Origin of the sequence: Streptomyces specialis (assembly GCF_001493375.1) — a bacterium.
Taxonomy (GTDB): domain Bacteria; phylum Actinomycetota; class Actinomycetes; order Streptomycetales; family Streptomycetaceae; genus Streptomyces; species Streptomyces specialis.
The window spans coordinates 596,580-617,554 of the sequence record NZ_LN929897.1 but is presented as its reverse complement, the minus strand read 5'-3'; the positions used below and the strand labels follow the sequence as shown (position 1 = coordinate 617,554).

Here is a 20,975-nt window from a genome sequence, read left to right as displayed (position 1 = left end):
GTTCGTTCCCCGGTCCAGGGCTGGGTCGGTTGTGCTAACGATCCGCCACGCGGAATGGTGTCCCTCCACGCGGCGGACCTTCAGCGGGGCGCCGGCTCGCGGATCGCCGGATCAGCGCCGGGGCTGGGCGTCCAGGACCTGCTGAAGCGCCTCGAACTCCTCCACGCACTTCCCGGAGCCCAGCGCCACCGAGTCCAGCGGGTCCTCGGCGATGTGGATGGGCATGCCGGTCTCCTTGCGGAGCCGCTCGTCCAGGCCGCGCAGCAGGGCGCCGCCGCCGGTGAGGACGATGCCGCGGTCCATGATGTCGCCGGACAGCTCGGGCGGGCACTTGTCGAGCGTGGTCTTCACCGCGTCCACGATGGCGTTGACCGGCTCCTCCATCGCCTTGCGCACCTCGGCCGAGGAGATCACCACGGTCTTGGGCAGGCCGCTGACCAGGTCGCGGCCGCGGATCTCGGTGTGCTCGTCCTGGTCCATCTCGTGGGCCGAGCCGATGGTGATCTTGATGCTCTCGGCGGTGCGCTCGCCCAGCAGGAGGCTGTACTCCTTCTTGATGTGCTGGATGATCGCGTTGTCCAGCTCGTCGCCGGCGACCCGGATCGACTGCGCGGTGACGATGCCGCCGAGGGAGATGACGGCGACCTCGGTGGTGCCGCCGCCGATGTCCACCACCATGTTCCCGGTCGCCTCGTGCACGGGCAGCCCCGAACCGATCGCGGCGGCCATCGGCTCCTCGATGATGTGCACCTGGCGGGCGCCCGCCTGCGTGGACGCCTCGATCACGGCGCGCCGCTCGACACCGGTGATGCCGGACGGGACGCACACGACGACCCGCGGCCTGGCCAGATATCGGCGCTTGTGGATTTTCAGAATGAAGTAACGGAGCATCCGCTCCGTGATCTCGAAGTCGGCGATCACGCCGTCCTTCAGCGGGCGAACCGCCACGATGTTGCCCGGGGTCCGGCCGATCATCTTCTTGGCCTCGGCACCGACCGCGAGAATGCCGCCCGTGTTGGTGTTGATGGCGACGACGGACGGCTCGTTGAGGACAATCCCGCGACCTCTGACGTACACCAGCGTGTTGGCCGTCCCGAGGTCGACTGCCATGTCACGTCCGATGAACGACATATTGTTCGCCATAGGGATACATCTGGCCTTCCAGACTGGAGCGATTTGAGCGGGGAGGTCGGCAGGGGGTGCGATGGGCTAGCGCTGGCGGGGTCCCTCCCGCCTAGGGGGAGAGAGTCGCGGCGTAGCCATCGTATCCACGGCCGGTCGAACACGGAGCGCCGGAGCGCCGCTTTCGCCATTGTCGGCGGAACGTGGCCCACCCTCCATCATGGTGACGTCGTGTTCGGGTGAAGGGTTCCCTCGTTCGACTGTATCCACTGCCAGGAATGACTGCATTCAGACGTACACCGGGGGTGACACGACCGCGGGTGCCGACGGGCATTCAGCGGATGATCAGGCGAGACCCGGGAAGAAAATCTTCAGTTCCCGTTCGGCGGACTCGGGCGAGTCGGAGGCGTGGATCAGGTTCTCCCGCACGACCGTGCCGAAGTCCCCCCGAATGGAGCCGGGCGGCGCGGCGATCGGGTCGGTGGGGCCGGCCAGCGCGCGCATTCCCTCCACGACGCGCTCGCCCTCGACCACGAGCGCGACGCTCGGCCCGGACGCCATGAACTCCAGCAGCGGCTCGTAGAACGGCCGGCCGACGTGCTCCGCGTAGTGCGTGCGCAGCGTCTCCGCGTCCAGCGTGCGCAGCTCCAGCGCGGTGATGGTCCAGCCCGCCTTCCGCTCCACGCGGCCGACGATCTCGCCGATCAGGCCCCTCCTGACCGCGTCCGGCTTCAGAAGGACAAGAGTGCGCTGGCTCATGGGCGGCGGCTCCCGGAAGATCGCAGGGGTGCGGGGCCAGCAAGATTACCGTGGCGCTCAGCCCGCACCGGCGGCGGCCTCCGCCCGCGCGTGGGCCGCCTTGATCGCGTCCACCTGGCGGCCGTAGTGGACCGAGGCCCACCACAGGGCGGCGAAGGCCGCCCCCAGCAGGAACAGCGCCGGCAGCACGAGACCGCCGGCGATCAGGGCGATCTGGAGGGCCCAGCCGAGCTGCACGAAGCCGCGCCGGCCGGCCATGCCGCACAGCAGGACGCACAGCGCCATCGCCGTGCCGCTGACCGCCCACACCGCCCCCGGCGACACGTCGGTCAGGCGGGTGGCCGCCAGGGCGGCCAGGCCGATGACGATGAACTCCCCGACCAGCGTGCCGGCGCAGAGCGTGCGCATCAGCGGGACCTCCCCAGCAGCAGGCGGGCCTCGCCCACCGTGATCACGGAACCGGTGACCAGCACTCCGCCCCCGGCGTACTCCTGCTCCTCCTCGGCCAGCGCGATGGCCGCCTCCAGCGCGTCGTCCAGCCTCGGCTCGACCCGCACCCGGTCCTCGCCGAACACCTCGACGGCGACGGCGGCCAGCGCGTCCGGGTCCATCGCGCGGTGGCTCGCGTTGCTGGTGATCACCACCTCGTCGAGAACCGGCTCGAACGCCTCCAGCAGCCCGCGGGCGTCCTTGCCCTCGCTGGTGCCGACGACGCCGATGAGGCGGCTGAACCCGAACGACTCGGTGATCGCGGCGGCGGCGGCCTGCGCCCCGGGCGGGTTGTGGGCGGCGTCCAGCACGACGGTCGGGCTGGTGCGGACGACCTCCAGCCGGCCGGGCGAGGTGACGGCGGCGAACGCGGTCCGCACCACCTCCACGTCCAGCGTGGCGGCGGGCCGGTCGACGCCGACGCCGAAGAACGCCTCCACGGCGGCCAGCGCCACGGCGGCGTTGTGCGCCATGTGCTCCCCGTGCAGCGGCAGGAACACCTCGGGGTACTCGCCGCCGAGGCCGCGCAGCGTCAGCATCTGGCCGCCGACCGCCTTCTCCCGGGCCAGCACGCCGAACTCCAGGCCCTCCCTGGCGACCGTGGCGTCCACCTCCACGGCCCGCCGCAGCACCACGGCGGCGGCGTCGATCTGCTGCTGGGCCAGGATCACCCGGGAGTCGGGCTTGATGATGCCGGACTTCTCCACGGCGATCTGCTCGGGCGTGGTGCCCAGCCGGTCGGTGTGGTCCAGGGCGATCGGCATCAGCACCGCGACCTGGCCGTCGATCACGTTGGTGGCGTCCCAGGTGCCGCCCATGCCGACCTCCACGACGGCCACGTCCACGGGCGCGTCGGCGAAGGCGGCGTACGCCATGCCCGTGAGCACCTCGAAGAACGACAGCCGGTAGCCGTCCCGGGAGTCGACCAGCTCGACGTAGGGCTTGATGTCCCGGTAGGTCTCCACGAACCGCTCGGGGCTGATCGGGGAGCCGTCGAGGCTGATGCGCTCGGTGATGGACTGCACGTGCGGGCTGCTGTACCGGCCGGTGCGCAGATCGAAGGCGCCGAGCAGCGTCTCGATCATGCGGGCGGTGCTGGTCTTGCCGTTGGTGCCGGTGATGTGGATGGCCGGGTAGCCGCGCTGCGGCTCCCCGAGCACGTCCATCAGCGCGCGGACGCGCACCAGCGACGGGTCGAGCTTCGTCTCCGGCCACCGCTCGGCCAGCTCCGACTCCACCTCGCGCAGCGCGCGGTCCACCTCGGGGTCCTCGGGCCGGACCGGCAGGTCCTCGCCGCGCGGCGGCCCGGCCTGGGTCCGCAGCGTGCGGCTGCCCGCCTCGATCACGGCGAGATCGGGATCCCGCCGGGTCTCGGCGGACGCGATCTCCTCGAAGGACGCGTCGGCGTCACTGCCTGGGTCACTCACGGGCACCAGTCTACGAACAGCGGACGGGCCCCCGGACCGCCACCGGGCGCGGTGGCGGTCCGGGGGCCCGTGGCGCGGTCGCGCGCGGCCCGCCGGGGGCGGGTCAGCCCGGGAGCCGGTCGAGCTGGGTCCCGATCCGCGCGATGTCCGCCTCCGCCGCGGCGCGGCGGGCCCGGATCTTGTCCACCACGTGGTCGGGCGCCTTGGCCAGGAACGCCTCGTTGCCCAGCTTCGCCGTCGTCTGCGCCAGCTCCTTCTCGGCCGCCGCCAGGTCCTTCGTCAGCCGCCTGCGCTCCGCCTCGACGTCGATGGCGCCGGAGAGGTCGAGGGCGACCGTGGCGCCGGCGACCGGGAGGGTGGCCGTCGCGGTGAAGTCCCCGCCCGCGGGCTGGAGGCGGAGCAGCGAGCGGATCGCCTCCTCGTGGGCGGTGAGGGCCGGAACCGCCGTCAGGTCGAGGGCGGCCGGGACGCGCTGGCCCGGCTGGAGGCCCTGGTCGGCGCGGAAACGGCGGACCTCGGTGACGAGTTGCCGGACGGTGTCGATCTCCCGCTCGGCGGCCGGGTCGCGGAAGCCGGAGTCCTCGGGCCAGGCGGCGACGACGACCGACTCGCCGGACGTCAGCGTGGTCCACAGCTCGTCGGTGACGAACGGCGTGACCGGGTGCAGCAGCCGGAGCGTGACGTCGAGGACCTCGCCGAGGACCCGCCGGGAGACCTCCGCCGGGCGGCCACCGGCCGCGAACGTCGTCTTGCTCAGCTCGACGTACCAGTCGAAGACCTCGTCCCACGCGAAGTGGAACAGCGCGTCGCTGAGCTTGGCGAACTGGTAGTCGTCGTAGTACGCGTCGACCTCGGAGACGACCGAGTTCAGCCGGGAGAGGATCCACCGGTCGGTGGCCGACATCTCCTCGGGCGACGGCAACTCGCCTTCGACCGTCGCGCCGTTGAGGAGGGCGAAACGGGTGGCGTTCCAGACCTTGTTCGCGAAGTTCCGCGACGCCTGGACCCAGTCCTCGCCGATCGGCACGTCCACACCGGGGTTGGCGCCCCGGGCCAGGGTGAAGCGGACGGCGTCCGAGCCGTAGGCGTCCATCCAGTCCAGCGGATCGACCGCGTTCCCGAAGGACTTGGACATCTTCTTGCCGAACTGGTCGCGGACCATGCCGTGCAGGGCGATGGTGTGGAACGGCGGGACGCCGTCCATCGCGTAGAGGCCGAACATCATCATCCGGGCGACCCAGAAGAACAGGATGTCGTAGCCGGTGACCAGGACGGAGTTGGGATAGAACCGCGCCAGGCTCTCGGTCTTCTCCGGCCAGCCGAGCGTGGAGAACGGCCACAGCCCGGAGGAGAACCAGGTGTCGAGGACGTCCGTCTCCTGGTGCCAGCCGTCGCCCGACGGCGGCTCCTCGTCCGGGCCGACGCAGACGGTCTCGCCGTCCGGCCCGTACCAGACGGGGATGCGGTGGCCCCACCACAACTGGCGGGAGATGCACCAGTCGTGGAGGTTGTCGACCCACTCGAAGTACCGCGAGGACATCTCCTTGGGGTGGATGGCCACCCGCCCGTCGCGGACCGCGTCACCGGCCGCCTCGGCCAGGGGGGCGACCTTGACCCACCACTGCATGGACAGCCGCGGCTCGATGGTGGTCTTGCAGCGCGAACAGTGCCCGACCGAGTGGCGGTACGGGCGCTTCTCCGCGACGATCCGGCCCTCGGCGCGCAGCGCGGCGACCACCGCCGACCTGGCCTCCAGCCGGTCCAGACCCTGGAACGGCCCGTGCGCGGTGATGATCGCGTGCTCGTCCATGACGGTGAGCTGCGGCAGGCCGTGACGGCGGCCGATCTCGAAGTCGTTCGGGTCGTGCGCGGGGGTGACCTTGACCGCTCCGGTGCCGAACTCCGGGTCGACGTGCTCGTCCGCGACGACCGGGATGGACCGGTCGGTCAGCGGCAGCCGCACGGTACGGCCGACGAGGTGCGCGTACCGCTCGTCGTCGGGGTGGACCGCGACGGCGGTGTCGCCGAGCATCGTCTCGGCCCGGGTGGTGGCGACGACGACGGAGTCCTCGCCCTCGCCGTACCGGATGGAGACCAGCTCGCCGTCGTCCTCCTGGTACTCGACCTCGATGTCGGAGATGGCGGTCAGACAGCGCGGGCACCAGTTGATGATGCGCTCGGCGCGGTAGATCAGCCCGTCGTCGAAGAGCCGCTTGAAGATGGTCTGGACGGCCCGGGACAGGCCCTCGTCCATGGTGAACCGCTCACGGGACCAGTCGACGCCGTCGCCGAGGCGGCGCATCTGCCCGGAGATCCGGCCGCCGGACTCCGCCTTCCACTTCCAGACGCGCTCGACGAACGCCTCGCGGCCCAGATCGTGGCGGGACTTGCCCTCCTTGGCCAGCTCCCGCTCGACGACGTTCTGGGTGGCGATCCCCGCGTGGTCCATGCCGGGCTGCCACAGCGTCTCGTATCCCTGCATCCGCTTGCGGCGGGTGAGGGCGTCGATCAGCGTGTGCTCGAACGCGTGGCCCGGGTGGAGACTTCCGGTGACATTCGGCGGGGGGAGGACGATCGCGTACGGCTCTTTTCCGCTTTTCGGGTCAGCGGCGAAGTAACCCCGCTCCACCCAGCGCTCGTACAGCTTCCGCTCTACATCGGCCGGCGTGTACTGCGTCGGCAGGTCGGTGGAGGCGCTGTGGGGCCCGAACGCGGGCGGCTGGGTCTTCTCGGTCACGGCGTCAGTCTAAAGGCGCCGCTGTCATGCACTCGAACCCATTCCGGGGGCGGATGTACAGAGCGGCATCTTGTCAGACAGGATGGGCGGAAGTGTTGAGGTAAAGGCTCTTGAGGGGAAGCACATGAGTTACAACCAGCCGGGACCGTACGGGCAGCAGCCCCCGCAGGGGCCCCCGCCGCCCGGACAGCCCGGCCTTCCCGCCTGTCTCGGGGGCTCGGGGATGTGTATAAGAGACGGACGGGCAACAGCCCCCGCAGGGCCCGCCGCCGCCCCCACCGGGTGGTCCGGCGCCCTACGGCCAGGCGCCCTACGGCCAGGGCGGTGCTCCCGGTGCTCCCGGATACGGCTTCCCGCAGCAGCCGGGCCAGTACCCGTACGGTCAGGCGCCGCCGCCCCCGCCGGGCAAGAAAGGCAACCGCACGGCGCTCGTCGCGATCGCCGTCGTCGCCGGACTCGCGGTCATCGGCGCCGGGGCCTTCTTCGTGCTCGGCGGCGACGACGGCGGGGACGGGCCGTCCGCCGACGACCCGCGCTACACGCTCGCCATGCCGGACACCACCGGCGAGTTCACGCTCGTGCCGGGCTCCGAGGAGGAGTTCTTCACCGAGGAGGACCTCGAAGCCGCGGGCCTGACCAACATGGAGCAGGACACCGGCGCCTACATGAACACCGACCCCGACGCGGAGGTGCCCGAGCCGGGCACCATCGTGCTCCAGGCGGGCGGCGCGTGGGGCGAGGTGGCGGACCCCGAGGCGGCCGTGGACGGCCTGTTCGCCATGGTGGGCGAGGGCGAGGGCGACGAGGACTTCCAGGGCGAACTCATCGGTGAGCCCGCCGAGTTCTCCGACGACGGCAGCATCCTCAAGTGCCAGGAGGCGGAGGGCACCGAGCCCGACCCGACCTTCGGGTACCCGCTGCGGGTGGCGATCTGCGTCTGGGCCGACTACAGCACCCTGGGCGCCACCGTCACCATGCCGATGCCCACGTTCCCCTCGGACTTCGACCCCGACTCCGGCGAGATTCCGGAGCTGAGCGCGCCCGATCCGATCAGCCTGGAGACGGCCGCCGGCCACACCCGGCAGCTCCGCCAGGACGCCTTGGTCACGGACGACAGCGCCCCGGCCGAGGAGGGCGATGCCGACGGTGACAGCGGTGACGGCGGCAACGGCGAGATCCAGGGCGACATCGAGATCCCCGGGCCGTCCACCCAGTGACCCTTCCCTGACCCGAGCAGGCGGGGCCCGGACCGAGCGAATCGGTCCGGGCCCCGCCAGTTCTCCGCCTCCGCCGCCGGGTCAGGCGGTCTTCTCGTGCGGCGCCGAACTGCTGCCGCCGCGCTGCTTGGTCAGCCGGGAGCGCGGGACCAGCGTCGGGTTCACGTTGGACCGGACGACGTCCTCGGTGACCAGCACCTGGCCCACGTCCTGGCGGGACGGGACCTCGTACATCACCGACATCAGGACCTCCTCCATGATCGCCCGCAGGCCGCGGGCGCCGGTGCCGCGCAGGATCGCCTGATCGGCGATGGCCTCCAGCGCGGGGAGGTCGAACTCCAGCTCCACACCGTCGATCTCGAAGAGCCGCTGGTACTGCTTGACCAGCGCGTTGCGCGGCTCGACCAGAATCCGCAGCAGCGCCTCGCGGTCCAGGTTGTGCACCGAGGTGATCACCGGCAGCCGGCCGATGAACTCGGGAATCATGCCGTACTTGACCAGGTCCTCGGGCAGGGCGTCGGTCAGGAGCTGTGCCGAGTCGCGGTCGCGCTTGGAACGGATGTCCGCGCCGAAGCCGATGCCGCGGGCGCCGGACCGGGCCCGGATGATGTCGTCCAGCCCCGCGAAGGCGCCACCGACGATGAACAGGACGTTCGAGGTGTCGATCTGGAGGAACTCCTGGTGCGGGTGCTTGCGCCCGCCCTGGGGCGGCACCGCGGCCGTGGTGCCCTCCAGGATCTTCAGCAGCGCCTGCTGGACGCCCTCGCCGGACACATCGCGGGTGATCGACGGGTTCTCGCTCTTGCGGGCGACCTTGTCGATCTCGTCGATGTAGATGATGCCCTGCTCGGCCTTCTTGATGTCGTAGTCCGCGGCCTGGATGAGCTTGAGCAGGATGTTCTCCACGTCCTCGCCCACATAGCCGGCCTCGGTGAGCGCGGTGGCGTCGGTGATGGCGAACGGGACGTTGAGCATCCGGGCGAGCGTCTGGGCCAGCAGTGTCTTGCCGGAGCCCGTCGGGCCGAGAAGCAGGATGTTCGACTTGGCGAGCTCGATCTCCTCGTCACGCGACGAGGCGTCGGCCTCGCTCGCCCGCACCCGCTTGTAGTGGTTGTAGACGGCCACGGAGAGCGCCTTCTTGGCGTCCTCCTGGCCCACCACATAACTTTCCAGGAAGTCGTAGATCTCGCGCGGCTTCGGGAGTTCGCTCAGATCCGAGTCGGGTGACTCGGCGAGCTCCTCCTCGATGATCTCGTTGCAGAGATCGATGCATTCATCGCAGATGTAGACCCCCGGACCCGCGATGAGCTTCTTCACCTGTTTCTGGCTCTTGCCGCAGAACGAGCACTTGAGCAGATCGCCGCCGTCACCGATGCGTGCCACGAGGTGCTTCCCCTTCGCCTGCGCACCGCCGGGGAGACGGTGCCTAGTGCTTTCTGAAGACGACGGTACCCTGTCGCCCCGGCGGAATGGCCCCCCTCGACGGGAATCCCCCTCGGCGGGGCCTTCCCGTCGAAAGGGGGTGGCCAGTCGTTGTCTTGCGTTGTCGTGCCGGGTGATGCTGGAGGGTCCTGCCGATGAGCGATCAGGCCGTCGTGGACCGCGTCGTGACGATCTGGTCGATCAGTCCGTACTCCACGGCTTCCTCGGCGGTGAGGATCTTGTCCCGCTCGATGTCGTCGCTGATCTGCTCGATCGGCCTGGTGGAGTGCTTCGCCAGCATCTCCTCAAGCTGATTCCGCATGCGCTGGACCTCACGCGCCGCGATCTCCAGGTCGGAGACCTGACCGCGCCCGGTCTCGCTGTACGGCTGATGAATCAGGATACGCGCGTTCGGCAGGGCCATGCGCTTGCCCCGGGTGCCGGCCGCGAGCAGCACGGCCGCGGCGGAGGCCGCCTGGCCCATGCAGACCGTCTGGATGTCCGGCTTGACGAACTCCATCGTGTCGTAGATCGCGGTCAGCGCCGTGAAGGAGCCGCCGGGGCTGTTGATGTAGATCTGGATGTCGCGGTCCGGGTCCATCGACTCCAGGCACAGGAGCTGCGCCATCACGTCGTTGGCCGACGCGTCGTCGATCTGCACGCCGAGGAAGATCACCCGCTCCTCGAAGAGCTTGGCGTACGGATCGTACTCGCGCACACCCTGCGAGGTGCGCTCGATGAAGCGCGGGACGACATAGCGGGACTCGGCCGGGAGACGGTCGTAGATGCCGGAGCCGGGGATGCTGTTCATGGGAAGTGATACCGCCTTGATCTCGGTCTGCGAACGGGGCTGCGGGTGGGGCGCCGGGCGGTCAGGCGCCCGTACCGCCGCCGCCCGCGATGTCCGAGGCGCTGGTGATGACCTCGTCCAGCAGGCCGTAGTCGCGGGCCTCCTCGGCGGAGAACCAGCGGTCGCGGTCCGCGTCGCGCTCCCACTGCTCGATGCTGACGCCCGAGTGCTGCGCGGAGAGCCGGGCCATCTTGGCCTTGGTGCGCAGGAGCTGCTCGGCGTGGATCTTGATGTCCGAGGCGGAGCCGGCCAGACCGGCGGAGGGCTGGTGGATCAGCACCTCGGCGTTCGGCAGCGCGTACCGCTTGCCGGGGGCGCCGGCGGTCAGCAGGAACTGGCCCATGGACGCCGCCAGGCCCATGGCGATGGTGACCACGTCGTTCTTGATGTACTGCATGGTGTCGTAGATCGCCATGCCGGCCGTGATCGAGCCACCGGGGCTGTTGATGTAGAGGAAGATGTCCTTGTCCGGATCGGCCGCGAGGAGGAGGAGCTGCGCGGTGATGCGGTTGGCGATGTCATCGTCGACCGGCTGGCCCAGGAAGATGATCCGCTCGCCGAGCAGCCGGTTGTAGACCTGGTCACCGAGGCTGCCGCTGATCGGCTCCGCTGCGGCGGAAGGCATCAAGAGCGTCACGTATCCACCTGCTCATTCTCGGACGGCCCCGCTTTCGCCCGGCCGTCGTTCGACATCTGCGTTGTATCTACGGACCCTAACGCGCTGGCCTGACGGACCCTGCCCGACCTGGGAACTGTTCGCTGTCAGCGCAGGGTCGGCGGGGGCGTGCGGAGCCCGGGAGCAGCGGACGGGGCCGGACGCGCGGGCAGCGCGTCCGGCCCCGTACCGGCCGCTCAGTCCTCGGTCTTCTCGCCGGTCGCGGCGGTCTCCTCGCCGGCCTCGGCCTCGGCGGCCTCACCGGCGGCGGCGGTCTCCGCGGACTCGGCCGCCGCGGTGTCGGCCTGCTCGTCGTCCTCGTCGTCCAGGCGGACGGGCTCGCCGTTGCTGTCGGTGACGGTGGCCGACTCCACGACGGTGGCCAGCGCCTTGCCCCGGCTGACCTCGCCGACCAGCATCGGCACCTGGCCGCCCTCGACGACGGCCTTGGCGAACTGGTCGGGGCTCATGCCGGAGGACTGGGCGCGCCGCATGAGGTGCTCGGTCAGCTCGGCCTGGCTGACGTTGAGGTTCTCGCGCTTGGCGATCTCGTCCAGCACGAACTGGGTGCGGATGCCCTTCTCGGCCTGCTCCTTCAGCTCGGCGTCGAACTCCTCGGCGGTCTTCTCCTGGATCGCGAGATACGCGTCGAGGTCGATGCCGAGCTGCGAGAGCTGGTGGTGCTCCAGGTTGTGCTTGCGGGTCTGGATCTCGTCCGCGAGGAGCTTCTGCGGCATCGGGACCTCGACCAGCTCCAGCAGGGCGTCCAGGACCTTCTCCTGCGCCTCGGTCGCCTGCTGGTACTTCTTCTCGTCGGCCAGCCGCCTACGGCTGTCCTCGCGCAGCTCCTCCAGCGTGTCGAACTGGCTGGCGAGCTGGGCGAAGTCATCGTCCAGCTCCGGCAGTTCGCGGGAGGAGACGCTCTCGACGGTGACCGTGATCTCGGCCTCGCGGCCGGCCGCGGAGCCGCCCTTCAGCTCACTGGTGAAGGTGGCGGTGCCGCCGGCCTCCAGGCCGGTGACGGCCTCGTCCAGGCCGTCGAGCATCTGGCCGGAGCCGATCGTGTAGTTGACGCCCTTGGCGACGCCGTCCTCCAGGACCTCGCCGTCGACCCGGGCCTCCAGGTCGATCTTCACCACGTCGCCCTCGGCGGCGGCCCGCTCCACGACGGTGGTGGTGGCGAAGCGCTCGCGCAGCCGCTCGACGGCGGAGTCCACGTCCTCGTCGGCGACCTCGATCGCGTCGACCGTGACGGAGATCCCCGAATAGTCCGGGATCTCGATCTCGGGCCGGATGTCGACCTCGGCGGTGAACGTCAGGAGCTCGTTGTCCTTGAGCTCGGTGATGTCGACCTCGGGCTGGCCCAGGGGGCTCAGCTCGCCCTCGGAGACGGCCTCGCTGTAGAACTTGGGAAGCGCGTCGTTGACCGCTTCCTCCAGGACCGCGCCGCGGCCGAACCGCTGGTCGATGATCCGGGCGGGGATCTTGCCCTTCCGGAAGCCGGGCACCTGCACCTGCTGGTTGATCTTCCGGTACGCCGCGTCGAGGCTGGGCTTGAGCTCCTCGAAGGGCACCTCGACAGTGAGCCGAACCCGGGTGGGGTTCAGGGTCTCCACGGCGCTCTTCACGGTCGGTCTCCTTGGGGCTGACATCGGGAGGGGTGGCGCTTGTACTCCTGGGATTCCCGGTCCGCGCCGGACACGGACACACCACAGGCACGCAGGCTACTCATAGTACGTGGTCGGGGTGGCCGGATTCGAACCGACGGCCTTCCGCTCCCAAAGCGGACGCGCTACCAAGCTGCGCCACACCCCGCGGAGGCTCCGGACGCGACACGTAGCGTACAGGCCCGCGCGTGTGCGGTCTGCCCGGATCCGGGCCCCGTTGGGGCGCTGATACGATGCAGACCGTGCCGGCCGATGAACTCGCCCGGCCGACGCGGGCGTAGCTCAATGGTAGAGCCCTGGTCTTCCAAACCAGCTACGCGGGTTCGATTCCCGTCGCCCGCTCGCGCGATCCGGCCCGGCTCCCCTCCTCGGGGTGCCGGGCCTTTCGCTTGCCGGGGGCTCCGGCTCAGTCGCCGTTCGAGCTGTTGATCGAATCGTCGACCTCGTTGACGCCGTCCGTCACGGACTGCAGGAAGTCCTGTATCGGGTCGGCGGCCCCCGTGGAGGCGAGGGAGAAGCCGAAGAGGATCGCCACGATGGCCGGTCCCCACTTGATCGTGCCGGCGCGGATCAAGAAGAACATGATCACGCCGAACAGCAGGGCCAGAGAGAACGAGATAACCACAACTGATCACACCTTCGGAAAGTTCGCCTCTGCTCCACCAGGGGCTTGACCACCGTCGCGGCACCCCCGCAGACACCATCGTGCCATCAACCGGACGCCGCGTGGAGAGCGCTGACGTGGCGTCTGCTCCCGGATGTGCCCGGGGGGCCACCCTGCGTACCGAGGTGGCCCGTTACCGTCCCGTGAGCCACCGGGGCCGGGCGGGCGGGGAATTCGGGGGTCGCGCCGGGGTGTTCCGGATTCCCTTTCGCGGGCACGGCGACGCGTTCTCCGGCGGCGCCGGGCGGGAGGAATCGACCGATTTGACAGCGGGCATTGCCGCCATTTCGGACGCCTCGGCCGGATGACGCGCGGCGGCGCGGGGAATTCCCGGTGATTTCACGGCGCCCCGGGGCGGGAATTTGCCTGGCGTCGCACGCGGACTATCGTGCCGTCAATGTTGCACGTCCGTAATCAAGGAGCCCCCCTGACCACGGCCCGGGCGACGGTGGCCGACCCCACACCGGCGGTCACGGACGGCCTGTCGGGGGTCAAGCCGCGCGACCCCTACTTCGACAACGCGAAGTACCTGGCGATCGTCCTGGTCGCCGTGGGCCACGCCTGGACGCCGCTGCGGGACGACTCCCGCGCGGCCTCGGCGCTGTACCTGTTCGTCTACACGTTCCACATGCCGGCGTTCATCCTGATCGCCGGGTACTTCTCCCGCGGCTTCACCGGCCGGCCCGACCAGCTCAAGCGGCTGATCACCGGCATCGGGGTGCCGTATCTGGTCTTCGAGATCGCCTACATCCTGTTCAAGCGGTGGGGCGACGACGACCCGGACTATCCGTTCAGCATCCTCGACCCGTACTACGTCACGTGGTTCCTGATCGCGCTGTTCGTCTGGCGGTTCACCGCCCCGGTCTGGCGGATCATCCGCCGGCCGGTTCCGGTGGCGCTGTGCGTGGCCTGCGTCGCCGCCGTCTCCCCCCACCTCGGCGACGACCTCAACATCCAGCGGGTGTCGCAGTTCCTGCCGTTCTTCGTGCTCGGACTGCTGTTGCGCCGCGAGCACTTCGCGCGGGCGCGGCGGCCGGCGGTGCGGGCCGCCTCGGTGCCGGTGTTCGCGGCGGCGCTCGCCGCCGCGTACTGGCTGGTGCCGCGCGTGGACCACAGTTGGTTCTACCGGACGAACAGCGCCCAGGAGATGGGCGCGCCGTGGTGGGCCGGGGTGGTGGCGACGTGCGCGCTGACCGCCTGCGGCCTGGTGCTGACGGTCTGTTTCCTGGCCTGGGTACCGGTGCGCCGCACCTGGTACACGACCCTGGGCGCGGGCACGATCTACGGGTATCTGCTGCACGGCTTCATCGCCAAGGGCTCGCGGTGGTGGGACTGGTACGCGGCGGACTGGGTCAACTCGCCCGCCGGACGGGTGGTGGTGACGGTGATCGGCGCCGCGACCGTCACCGCGCTGTGCACGGCTCCGGTGCGGCGGGCCCTCCGTTTCCTGGTGGAGCCCACGATGGACTGGGCGTTCCGCCGGGAGGCCCTGCGGGCCGACCACCACCCGGCCGCGTCCGGATGGCAGCGGACCGGCTAGTCCGCCGGTCCGCTAGTCGATCGACACGCCGTGGTCGGCGAGATAGGCGATCGGGTCGACGTCCGTGCCGTACGCGCGTTCCTCCCGTACCTCGAAGTGCAGGTGCGGGCCGGTGCTGTTGCCCGTGTTGCCGGTCTCGCCGAGCTTGGTGCCGGCCTTCACCTGCTGGCCCTGGCGCACCGCGATCTCCGACAGGTGGGCGTACAGCGTGTAGTGCCCGTCCGTCATCTTCACGACCACGACCTCGCCGTAGTCCCCGGAGTACTCGGCGAGCATCACCGTGCCGGGGCCCACGGAACGGACCTTGGTGCCGGTCGGCGTGGCGAAGTCGACGCCCGTGTGGTGGCCCGCCGCCCAGGAGCCGGGGGTTCCGTAGGGCTCGGAGACCGGGTGGCCGCTCACCGGGCTGACCCAGGAGTCGGCGGCGCGGACCACCGGCGGCGGGGGCGGTTCCCCGCGTCGCTCGGCCGGGCACGGGCCGAACGGCGCCTCGTAGATCCGGGCGGTGCGGCGTGGTTCCGGTCCGCGTTCGGCGGCCGGGCCGGTGGGGTCCGCCGCCGGGGGGTCCTGACCGGCGGCAGCCTGGCCGGTCCATGGTCCCGTGATCACCAGCGCGCCCAGCAGCGTGCCGCCGACGGCGCGGCCGGCCAGCCGGGACGGGGTGAAGCGCGGTCTTCGGTGCCGCCGCGTCACGGGGCGTGCGGGCGGCGCGGGAATCCTGCGTTCGCTCATGACACCGAGCCAAGGACAGCCCGGGGGCCGCCGCATCCGCCGCGGCGGCCGGGTCGCGGCCGATCGGCGGACAGCGCGCGCACCGGGCGCGACGGTGTCGTCGCAGGTCGGCGCGGCCTGTCGGCTGGCGGGAGCGGAGGGTGAGTGATCCGCTCCGCCGGGTGATCACTCCCGGCTGATGAGGAGCAGGGCGCGGTCGTCGTTGACGTCCTTGGCCACGGACTCGATGAGGTGCCAGGCGGCGCCCCGGAACCCGGTGGTCACATAGCGGTCGGCCTCGCCGGTGAGGCGGTCGATGCCCTCGGTCAGGTCCCGGTCGGAGCGCTCCACGAGGCCGTCCGTGAAGAGCATCAGCACGTCGCCCCGGCGCATCGTGCCCTTGGCCGCGTGAAACTCGGCGCCGTCGTACACGCCGAGCAGCGGGCCCTCGGGTTCGACCAGGTGCCAGCGGCCGGTGCCGGCGTTGAGCTGGACGCCGGGCACGTGACCGGCGGACAGCAACTCGTAGTCGCCGGTGTCCAGGTCGAGCACCAGGTGGATGGAGGTGGCGAACCCCTCGTCCCAGCTCTGGCGCAGCAGGTAACCGTTGGCGGCGGGGAGGAAGGAGTGCGGCGGCAGGGAGCCCAGCAGCCCGCCGAAGGCGCCGGAGAGGAGCAGCGAACGGGACGCGGCGTCCATGCCCTTGCCGGAGACGTCGGTGAGGACGACCTCCAGGGTGCGCGCCTCCGGTCCGGTGCGGGCGGCGACGACGAAGTCGCCGGAGAAGGACTGGCCGCCGGCCGGGCGCAGCGACATCTCCCGGTGCCAGCCCTTGGGCAGGCGCGGCAGCGCGCTCTGGGCGCGGATCCGCTCGCGCAGGTCGAACAGCATGGTGCCGCCGCGCCGCCAGGGCACGCCGACGCGGCTGCGGAACTGGGCGATGAGCAGGCCGATCAGCGCCACGGCGGCGACCACGAGGATGCTGCCCGGGGTGACCGGGTCGGGCTTCGAGCGGTCGGCGTCGATGAGCGCGGTCTCCAGCACCAGCGCGGTGGCGGTGACGGCGTACAGGCCCAGGAGGCTGGCGGGGCGCAGCAGCAGCCCGCCCGCGACCAGGGGCAGCACCAGCGCCTCCGGCGAGCACCAGTCGGGCCACAGGACGGTGGCGCCGCCGAGCAGCGGGACGGTGAGGAGCAGGGCGACGAAGGCGAGCCAGTCGGAGCCGCCGCCCCTGAAGTAGTCGACGGCGGAGCGCCGCAGCCCTACCCGGGCGCGGTGGAACGCCTTCTGGGCCCCGGGTCTCCGGGCCCTCCGGGGTGCCGTGTCACTGCCGCGCGCCATGACCTCGGACCCTACCCACCCGTTCGGCGGCGCGTCGAACCCCTCCCGCGCCCGGATATGCGTGCGGACCGGCACCGGCCCGGGAAATGTGTCGCGGCCCACAGCGGGCGTTGGTGGGCATGGGGCCATGACGATGGAGCTGCGCGGCCTGGAGAAAACCGAGTGGGAGACCTGGTACCGGTCGCTGGAGTGGGCGTTCGGCGGGGTGGCCGAGTCGCCGGAGGAGCGCGGGCTGTGGCGGGAGCTGACCGAGTACGACGGCTCGCCGGCGCTGTGGGACGGGGACCGGCTGGGGGGCTCGATCGCCGCCTTCTCCCTCGGGCTGTCGGTGCCCGGCGGGGCCGTGGTGCCGACAGCGGGGGTGACCATGGCCGGGGTGGCCGCCACGCACCGGCGGCGGGGCATCCTGCCGCGGCTGATGCGCCGGGCGCTGGAGGACCACCGGGAGGCCGGGGAGCCGCTGGCCGCGCTGACCGCGTCGGAGGCGGGCATCTACGGGCGCTTCGGGTTCGGGATCGCCGGCCAGGCGCCGGCCGTGGACATCGACACCGCCCGGGTGGGGCTGAACGTGCCCCCGGGGACCGAAGGGATCCGGCTGCGGGTGGAGGAGCCGGCGGCCGAACTGGACCGTTGCGAGGCGCTGTACGCGGGGCTGGTCCGCGACCGGCCCGGCATGCTCGAACGGCGGCCCGGCTGGGAGAAGGTGCCGCTGCTCGACCCGCCGGGGGAGCGGGAGGGCGCCCCGGAGCTCCGCGTGGTCCTGGCCGAGCGGGACGGCGAGCTGGTCGGCTACGCGCGCTACGCCTTGAAGCCGGACTGGGACGGCGGTCTGCCGGACGGGACGGTCCTCGTGCGGGACCTCGACGCGGCGGAGCCGGCCGCGTACGCGGCGCTGCTGCGTTTCCTCGTGTCCACCGATCTGATGGGGACGGTGGCGCTGCGGAACCGGCCGGTGGACGATCCGCTGCTGCATCTGGTGACGGACTTCAGGCGCTGTCGTCCGCGGCTGGTGGACCGGCTCCATCTGCGGCCGGTGGACGTCGGGGCGGCGCCGGCGGCGCGGACGTATGTCACCGACGTGGACGTGGTGCTGGAGGTCGCCGACGACTTCTGCCCCTGGAACGAGGGGCGTTGGCGGCTGAGCGGCGGACCCGGTGGCGCGGTCTGCGAGCGGACCGGCGACGCGGCCGATCTCGCCGTCCACGTAAGGGCGTTGAGCACCGCCTATCTGGGCGGCGCCGGTCTGCCCGGCATGGCCGCGGCCGGGCCGGCCCGGGAGCTGCGCCCGGGGGCGCTCGCCGCCGCCGGGGCGGCCTTCCTGTGGCCGGTCGCGCCCTGGCTGCCGCACAGCTTCTGAGAGCCGCGCTCCGGCAGAACTCACCGCCCACCCCCTGACGTTGTGAAGCCCGAGGATACGGCCCGGGAGCGGGCGCGGGAATAGTCAACCGGAGCGGGCCGCACCACCCCCGCGAACGGCGGGGGATGGCACGGCCCGGGTGTCGGCCCGGTGCCGGCTCAGCTCGGGTCGGGCAGCGGGGGCAGCGTGCCGTCCGTCTCGTAGGCCGTGAGCATGCCGATGCGGCGGCTGTGGCGTTCCTCGCCGGAGTAGGGCGTGTCGAGGAAGGCGGCGACGAAGGCGGTGGCCTCGTCGGTGGTGTGCATGCGGGCGCCGACGCTCAGGACGTTGGCGTCGTTGTGCTGCCGGCCGAGGCGGGCGGTCTCCTCGCTCCAGGCGAGGGCGCAGCGCACGCCGCGGACCTTGTTGGCGGCGATGGCCTCCCCGTTGCCGGAGCCGCCGATGACGATGCCGAGGGACTCGGGGTCGGCGGCGGTCCGTTCGGCGGCCCGCAGACAGAACGGCGGGTAGTCGTCGGCGCCGTCGAAGTGGTGCGGACCGCAGTCCACCGGCTCGTGGCCCTGGCCCTTGAGCCAGTCGATCAGGTGGCTCTTGAGGTCGAAGCCGGCGTGGTCGGAACCCAGGTAGACGCGCATGGGGAGGAGTCTGGCACGAGCGGTGTCACCGGTGGTCATCGGTCCCGGTCACCCGTCCGGCGAGCTTCCACACCGCGGGCAGGGCGCCCATGGCGAGGGCGGCCTTGAGCGCGTCGCCGAGGAGGAACGGCACCAGCCCCTTGGCGGCGGCGTCGGCCAGGGACAGGTCGGCGGCGACCGCGAGGTACGGCACGCCGACGGCGTAGATGACGGCCGTGCCCAGCGCCATGGTCGCCACGGTCCTGGGCACGGTCCGGTCGCCGCCGCGCGCGGCGAGGGCGCCGACGAGGGCGGCGGCCAGGGTCATGCCGATGACGTACCCGAAGGTGGGCATCCCGTAGCCGGAGGTGCCCTCCGCGAACCAGGGCGTGCCGGCCATCCCGGCGAGGGCGTAGAGCAGCAGGGAGAGCAGCGCGCGGTGCGTGCCGAGGGACGCGCCGATGAGGAGCGCGGCGAACGTCTGGCCGGTGACCGGCACGGGCGAGCCCGGCACCGGCACGGCTATCTGGGCGGCGGCACCGGTCAGCACCGCGCCCCCGACGATCAGCGCGGCGTCCCTGACCCGCGCCCGGGGCGCGGTGGCGGCGGGGAGCAGATCCGCGAGGACGGCTGTGCTCATGGGGCGACTCCATGGTCTGGGGGACGGAGACCTTCCGACGCTAACCGACCGGGCGGGCGGCGACGGCGTGATCTCCGCGACACCCGACGGACGGCACTCCTGCTGGTAACTTGTTACTGCAACTGACTCGCAATTAGTGGAGATGGGCAACGGCATGGCCACGTACACCCTCCCCGACCTCCCGTACGACTACTCGGCCCTGGAGCCGGTCATCAGCGGGGAGATCGTCGAGCTGCACCACGACAAGCACCACGCCGCGTACGTCAAGGGCGCGAACGACACGCTGGAGCAGCTCGACGAGGCGCGGGAGAAGGACCAGTGGGGGGCGATCAACGGGCTGGAGAAGAACCTCGCGTTCCACCTCTCCGGCCACATCCTGCACTCCATCTACTGGCGCAACATGACCGGTGACGGCGGCGGCGAGCCGCTGGAGCGGGACGGCACGGGCGAACTGGCCGACGCCATCGCCGAGTCGTTCGGCTCGTTCGCGCGGTTCAGGACCCAGCTCTCCAAGGCCGCCGCGACCACCCAGGGTTCGGGCTGGGGCGTGCTCGCCCTCGAACCGGTCTCCGGGCGGCTGGTGGTGGAGCAGGTCTACGACCACCAGGGGAACGTGGGCCAGGGCTCGGTGCCGCTGCTGGTCTTCGACGCCTGGGAGCACGCGTTCTACCTCCAGTACCGCAACCAGAAGGTGGACTTCGTCGAGGCCATGTGGCGCGTGGTCAACTGGCAGGATGTGGCCGCCCGTTACGCGGCGGCGAAGGAGCGGACCGGATCGCTCCTGCTGGCTCCCTGACGTTCGCGGAATCGCCGGCCGTCCGGTGGCGGAGCGGGACCACGGTCAGGGGAACGGGGTCCCCCGGCTCCGCGCCACCCGCGCCGTCCGGCCCGGGGCGGCGTCGCCGGCCCCGGGTGTTCCGTGGACTCCCGGCCGCCTGGATCGTCTTCTCACCTTCGGGCAGGCGGACCGGGGAACAAGGAGCGGCCCCCGCGCGGAGGCATCGCGCGGGGGCCGTCTCGTCGGTGGGGGTTCAGCCGTTCAGTCGTTCAGTCGAAGGAGGGCTCGGCGTCCCGGGTCCGCTTGATCTCGTAGAAGCCGGGCGTGGACGCCACCAGCAGGGTGCCGTCCCACAGCCGGGCGGCGGCCTCGCCCCGGGGCGTCGGGGTGACGACCGGGCCGAAGAACGCGACCTGCCCGCCGTCCGCGCCCGGCACCGCGATCACCGGCGTGCCGACGTCCTGGCCCACCAGGTCGATGCCGGTCTTGTGCGAGGCGCGCAGTTCGGCGTCGTAGCGGTCGGATCCGGCCGCGTCGGCGAGCGCCGCCGGCAGCCCGGCCTCCGCCAGGGCCTCCACGAGGGTCTCGCGGTTCCGTTCCCGGCCCTGGTTGTGGAAGCGGGTGCCGAGCGCCGTGTAGAGCGGTCCGAGCACCTCGGAGCCGTGCTCCTGCTCGGCGGCGATGCACACCCGTACCGGGCCCCAGGCCGTCTTCAGGAGCGCGACGTAGTCCTCGGGCAGCTCGTCCATCCTCGGCTCGTTGAGCACGGCGAGGCTCATCACGTGCCAGCGCACCTCGACCGGGCGGACGCGTTCCACCTCCAGCATCCAGCGGGACGTCATCCACGCCCACGGGCACAGCGGGTCGAACCAGAAATCGGCGGGGATCTTCGCGGTGGTCATGGGGTCTCCTCGTCGGGCGGGGCGCCACGCGGTCACCGGCGGGCGTCACCGGCAGGGGTCGAGCGGGCAACCCCTCGGCACCC

General features: G+C 71.4%; 19 protein-coding genes and 2 tRNA genes. 5 read left to right on the top strand and 16 right to left on the bottom strand.

From position 1 onward, the window contains the following. Window positions 1–111 precede the first annotated feature (111 nt). The 5 genes from BN2279_RS25460 to BN2279_RS25440 form a co-directional block, all read right to left on the bottom strand. Window positions 112–1,131, bottom strand: coding sequence for a rod shape-determining protein (locus BN2279_RS25460; protein ID WP_059013374.1), 1,020 nt, complete (start codon window positions 1,129–1,131; stop codon window positions 112–114). Window positions 1,132–1,467: 336 nt separating this feature from the next. Continuing rightward, window positions 1,468–1,881, bottom strand: coding sequence for a nucleoside-diphosphate kinase (ndk, locus tag BN2279_RS25455; RefSeq protein WP_059013373.1), 414 nt, complete (start codon window positions 1,879–1,881; stop codon window positions 1,468–1,470). A gap of 57 nt (window positions 1,882–1,938) precedes the next feature. Further along, complete coding sequence (locus BN2279_RS25450) at window positions 1,939–2,289, bottom strand: DUF4233 domain-containing protein (protein WP_059013372.1); 351 nt, start codon at window positions 2,287–2,289, stop codon at window positions 1,939–1,941. After that, window positions 2,289–3,797: a bifunctional tetrahydrofolate synthase/dihydrofolate synthase gene (folC, locus tag BN2279_RS25445; protein WP_059013371.1), complete on the bottom strand. Its 1,509-nt coding sequence runs from the start codon at window positions 3,795–3,797 to the stop codon at window positions 2,289–2,291. The genes BN2279_RS25450 and folC overlap by 1 nt, the downstream gene beginning before the upstream one ends. A 103-nt stretch (window positions 3,798–3,900) precedes the next feature. Continuing rightward, window positions 3,901–6,534: a valine--tRNA ligase gene (locus BN2279_RS25440; RefSeq protein WP_059013370.1), complete on the bottom strand. Its 2,634-nt coding sequence runs from the start codon at window positions 6,532–6,534 to the stop codon at window positions 3,901–3,903. Between the two features lie 485 nt (window positions 6,535–7,019). On the opposite strand from BN2279_RS25440, the gene BN2279_RS25435 reads away from it, so the two are divergent. Next, entirely contained in the window at window positions 7,020–7,751 is a 732-nt protein-coding gene (locus tag BN2279_RS25435) for a hypothetical protein (protein ID WP_059013369.1), read from the top strand. Window positions 7,752–7,832: 81 nt separating this feature from the next. Here BN2279_RS25435 and clpX read toward each other — a convergent pair whose 3' ends face one another. The 5 genes from clpX to BN2279_RS25410 all read right to left on the bottom strand — a co-directional run bounded on the left by clpX (window position 7,833) and on the right by BN2279_RS25410 (window position 12,493). Then, on the bottom strand, window positions 7,833–9,134 hold the full coding sequence (gene clpX / locus BN2279_RS25430) for an ATP-dependent Clp protease ATP-binding subunit ClpX (RefSeq protein ID WP_059013368.1): 1,302 nt from the start codon (window positions 9,132–9,134) through the stop codon (window positions 7,833–7,835). A 202-nt stretch (window positions 9,135–9,336) separates the two neighbouring features. Continuing rightward, window positions 9,337–9,984 (bottom strand): ATP-dependent Clp protease proteolytic subunit, encoded by a 648-nt coding sequence (locus tag BN2279_RS25425; protein ID WP_059013367.1) that lies wholly within the window; start codon window positions 9,982–9,984, stop codon window positions 9,337–9,339. 61 nt (window positions 9,985–10,045) lie between these two features. Next, entirely contained in the window at window positions 10,046–10,660 is a 615-nt protein-coding gene (locus tag BN2279_RS25420) for an ATP-dependent Clp protease proteolytic subunit (protein ID WP_059013366.1), read from the bottom strand. A gap of 215 nt (window positions 10,661–10,875) precedes the next feature. Further along, a complete protein-coding gene (tig, locus tag BN2279_RS25415; protein WP_059013365.1) occupies window positions 10,876–12,306 on the bottom strand; it encodes a trigger factor in 1,431 nt (476 codons plus the stop codon). Window positions 12,307–12,416: 110 nt separating this feature from the next. After that, window positions 12,417–12,493: transfer RNA gene (locus BN2279_RS25410), tRNA-Pro, on the bottom strand. A gap of 123 nt (window positions 12,494–12,616) precedes the next feature. Here BN2279_RS25410 and BN2279_RS25405 point away from each other — a divergent pair. After that, window positions 12,617–12,687: transfer RNA gene (locus BN2279_RS25405), tRNA-Gly, on the top strand. Window positions 12,688–12,751: 64 nt separating this feature from the next. On the opposite strand, the gene BN2279_RS25400 is transcribed toward BN2279_RS25405, so the two are convergent. After that, entirely contained in the window at window positions 12,752–12,970 is a 219-nt protein-coding gene (locus BN2279_RS25400; protein WP_059013364.1) for a hypothetical protein, read from the bottom strand. 436 nt (window positions 12,971–13,406) lie between these two features. Between BN2279_RS25400 and BN2279_RS25395 the strand changes: the two genes are divergently transcribed. Next, window positions 13,407–14,549 carry an acyltransferase family protein gene (locus BN2279_RS25395; protein WP_059013363.1) on the top strand — a complete coding sequence of 381 codons (1,143 nt, stop codon included), beginning with the start codon at window positions 13,407–13,409 and terminating at the stop codon, window positions 14,547–14,549. A gap of 12 nt (window positions 14,550–14,561) precedes the next feature. Here the strand turns inward: BN2279_RS25395 and BN2279_RS30050 are convergent, their stop codons facing one another. Continuing rightward, window positions 14,562–15,281, bottom strand: a complete 720-nt coding sequence (locus BN2279_RS30050; RefSeq protein ID WP_234348082.1) for a M23 family metallopeptidase — start codon at window positions 15,279–15,281, stop codon at window positions 14,562–14,564. 165 nt (window positions 15,282–15,446) lie between these two features. Further along, entirely contained in the window at window positions 15,447–16,601 is a 1,155-nt protein-coding gene (locus BN2279_RS25385) for a PP2C family protein-serine/threonine phosphatase (protein ID WP_059013361.1), read from the bottom strand. 127 nt (window positions 16,602–16,728) lie between these two features. Here BN2279_RS25385 and BN2279_RS25380 point away from each other — a divergent pair, with 127 nt between their 5' ends. Further along, window positions 16,729–17,958: a GNAT family N-acetyltransferase gene (locus BN2279_RS25380; RefSeq protein WP_059013360.1), complete on the top strand. Its 1,230-nt coding sequence runs from the start codon at window positions 16,729–16,731 to the stop codon at window positions 17,956–17,958. A 158-nt stretch (window positions 17,959–18,116) separates the two neighbouring features. Here the strand turns inward: BN2279_RS25380 and BN2279_RS25375 are convergent, their stop codons facing one another. Next, the gene (locus tag BN2279_RS25375; protein WP_059013359.1) at window positions 18,117–18,593 is read right to left on the bottom strand and encodes a ribose-5-phosphate isomerase; all 477 of its coding nucleotides are present in this window, start codon (window positions 18,591–18,593) and stop codon (window positions 18,117–18,119) included. 25 nt (window positions 18,594–18,618) lie between these two features. Continuing rightward, on the bottom strand, window positions 18,619–19,212 hold the full coding sequence (locus BN2279_RS25370; RefSeq protein ID WP_059013358.1) for a biotin transporter BioY: 594 nt from the start codon (window positions 19,210–19,212) through the stop codon (window positions 18,619–18,621). A 154-nt stretch (window positions 19,213–19,366) separates the two neighbouring features. Between BN2279_RS25370 and BN2279_RS25365 the strand changes: the two genes are divergently transcribed. After that, complete coding sequence (locus BN2279_RS25365; RefSeq protein WP_059013664.1) at window positions 19,367–20,008, top strand: superoxide dismutase; 642 nt, start codon at window positions 19,367–19,369, stop codon at window positions 20,006–20,008. A gap of 251 nt (window positions 20,009–20,259) precedes the next feature. Here BN2279_RS25365 and BN2279_RS25360 read toward each other — a convergent pair whose 3' ends face one another. Continuing rightward, window positions 20,260–20,892: a mycothiol-dependent nitroreductase Rv2466c family protein gene (locus tag BN2279_RS25360; protein WP_059013357.1), complete on the bottom strand. Its 633-nt coding sequence runs from the start codon at window positions 20,890–20,892 to the stop codon at window positions 20,260–20,262. Window positions 20,893–20,975 lie beyond the last annotated feature (83 nt).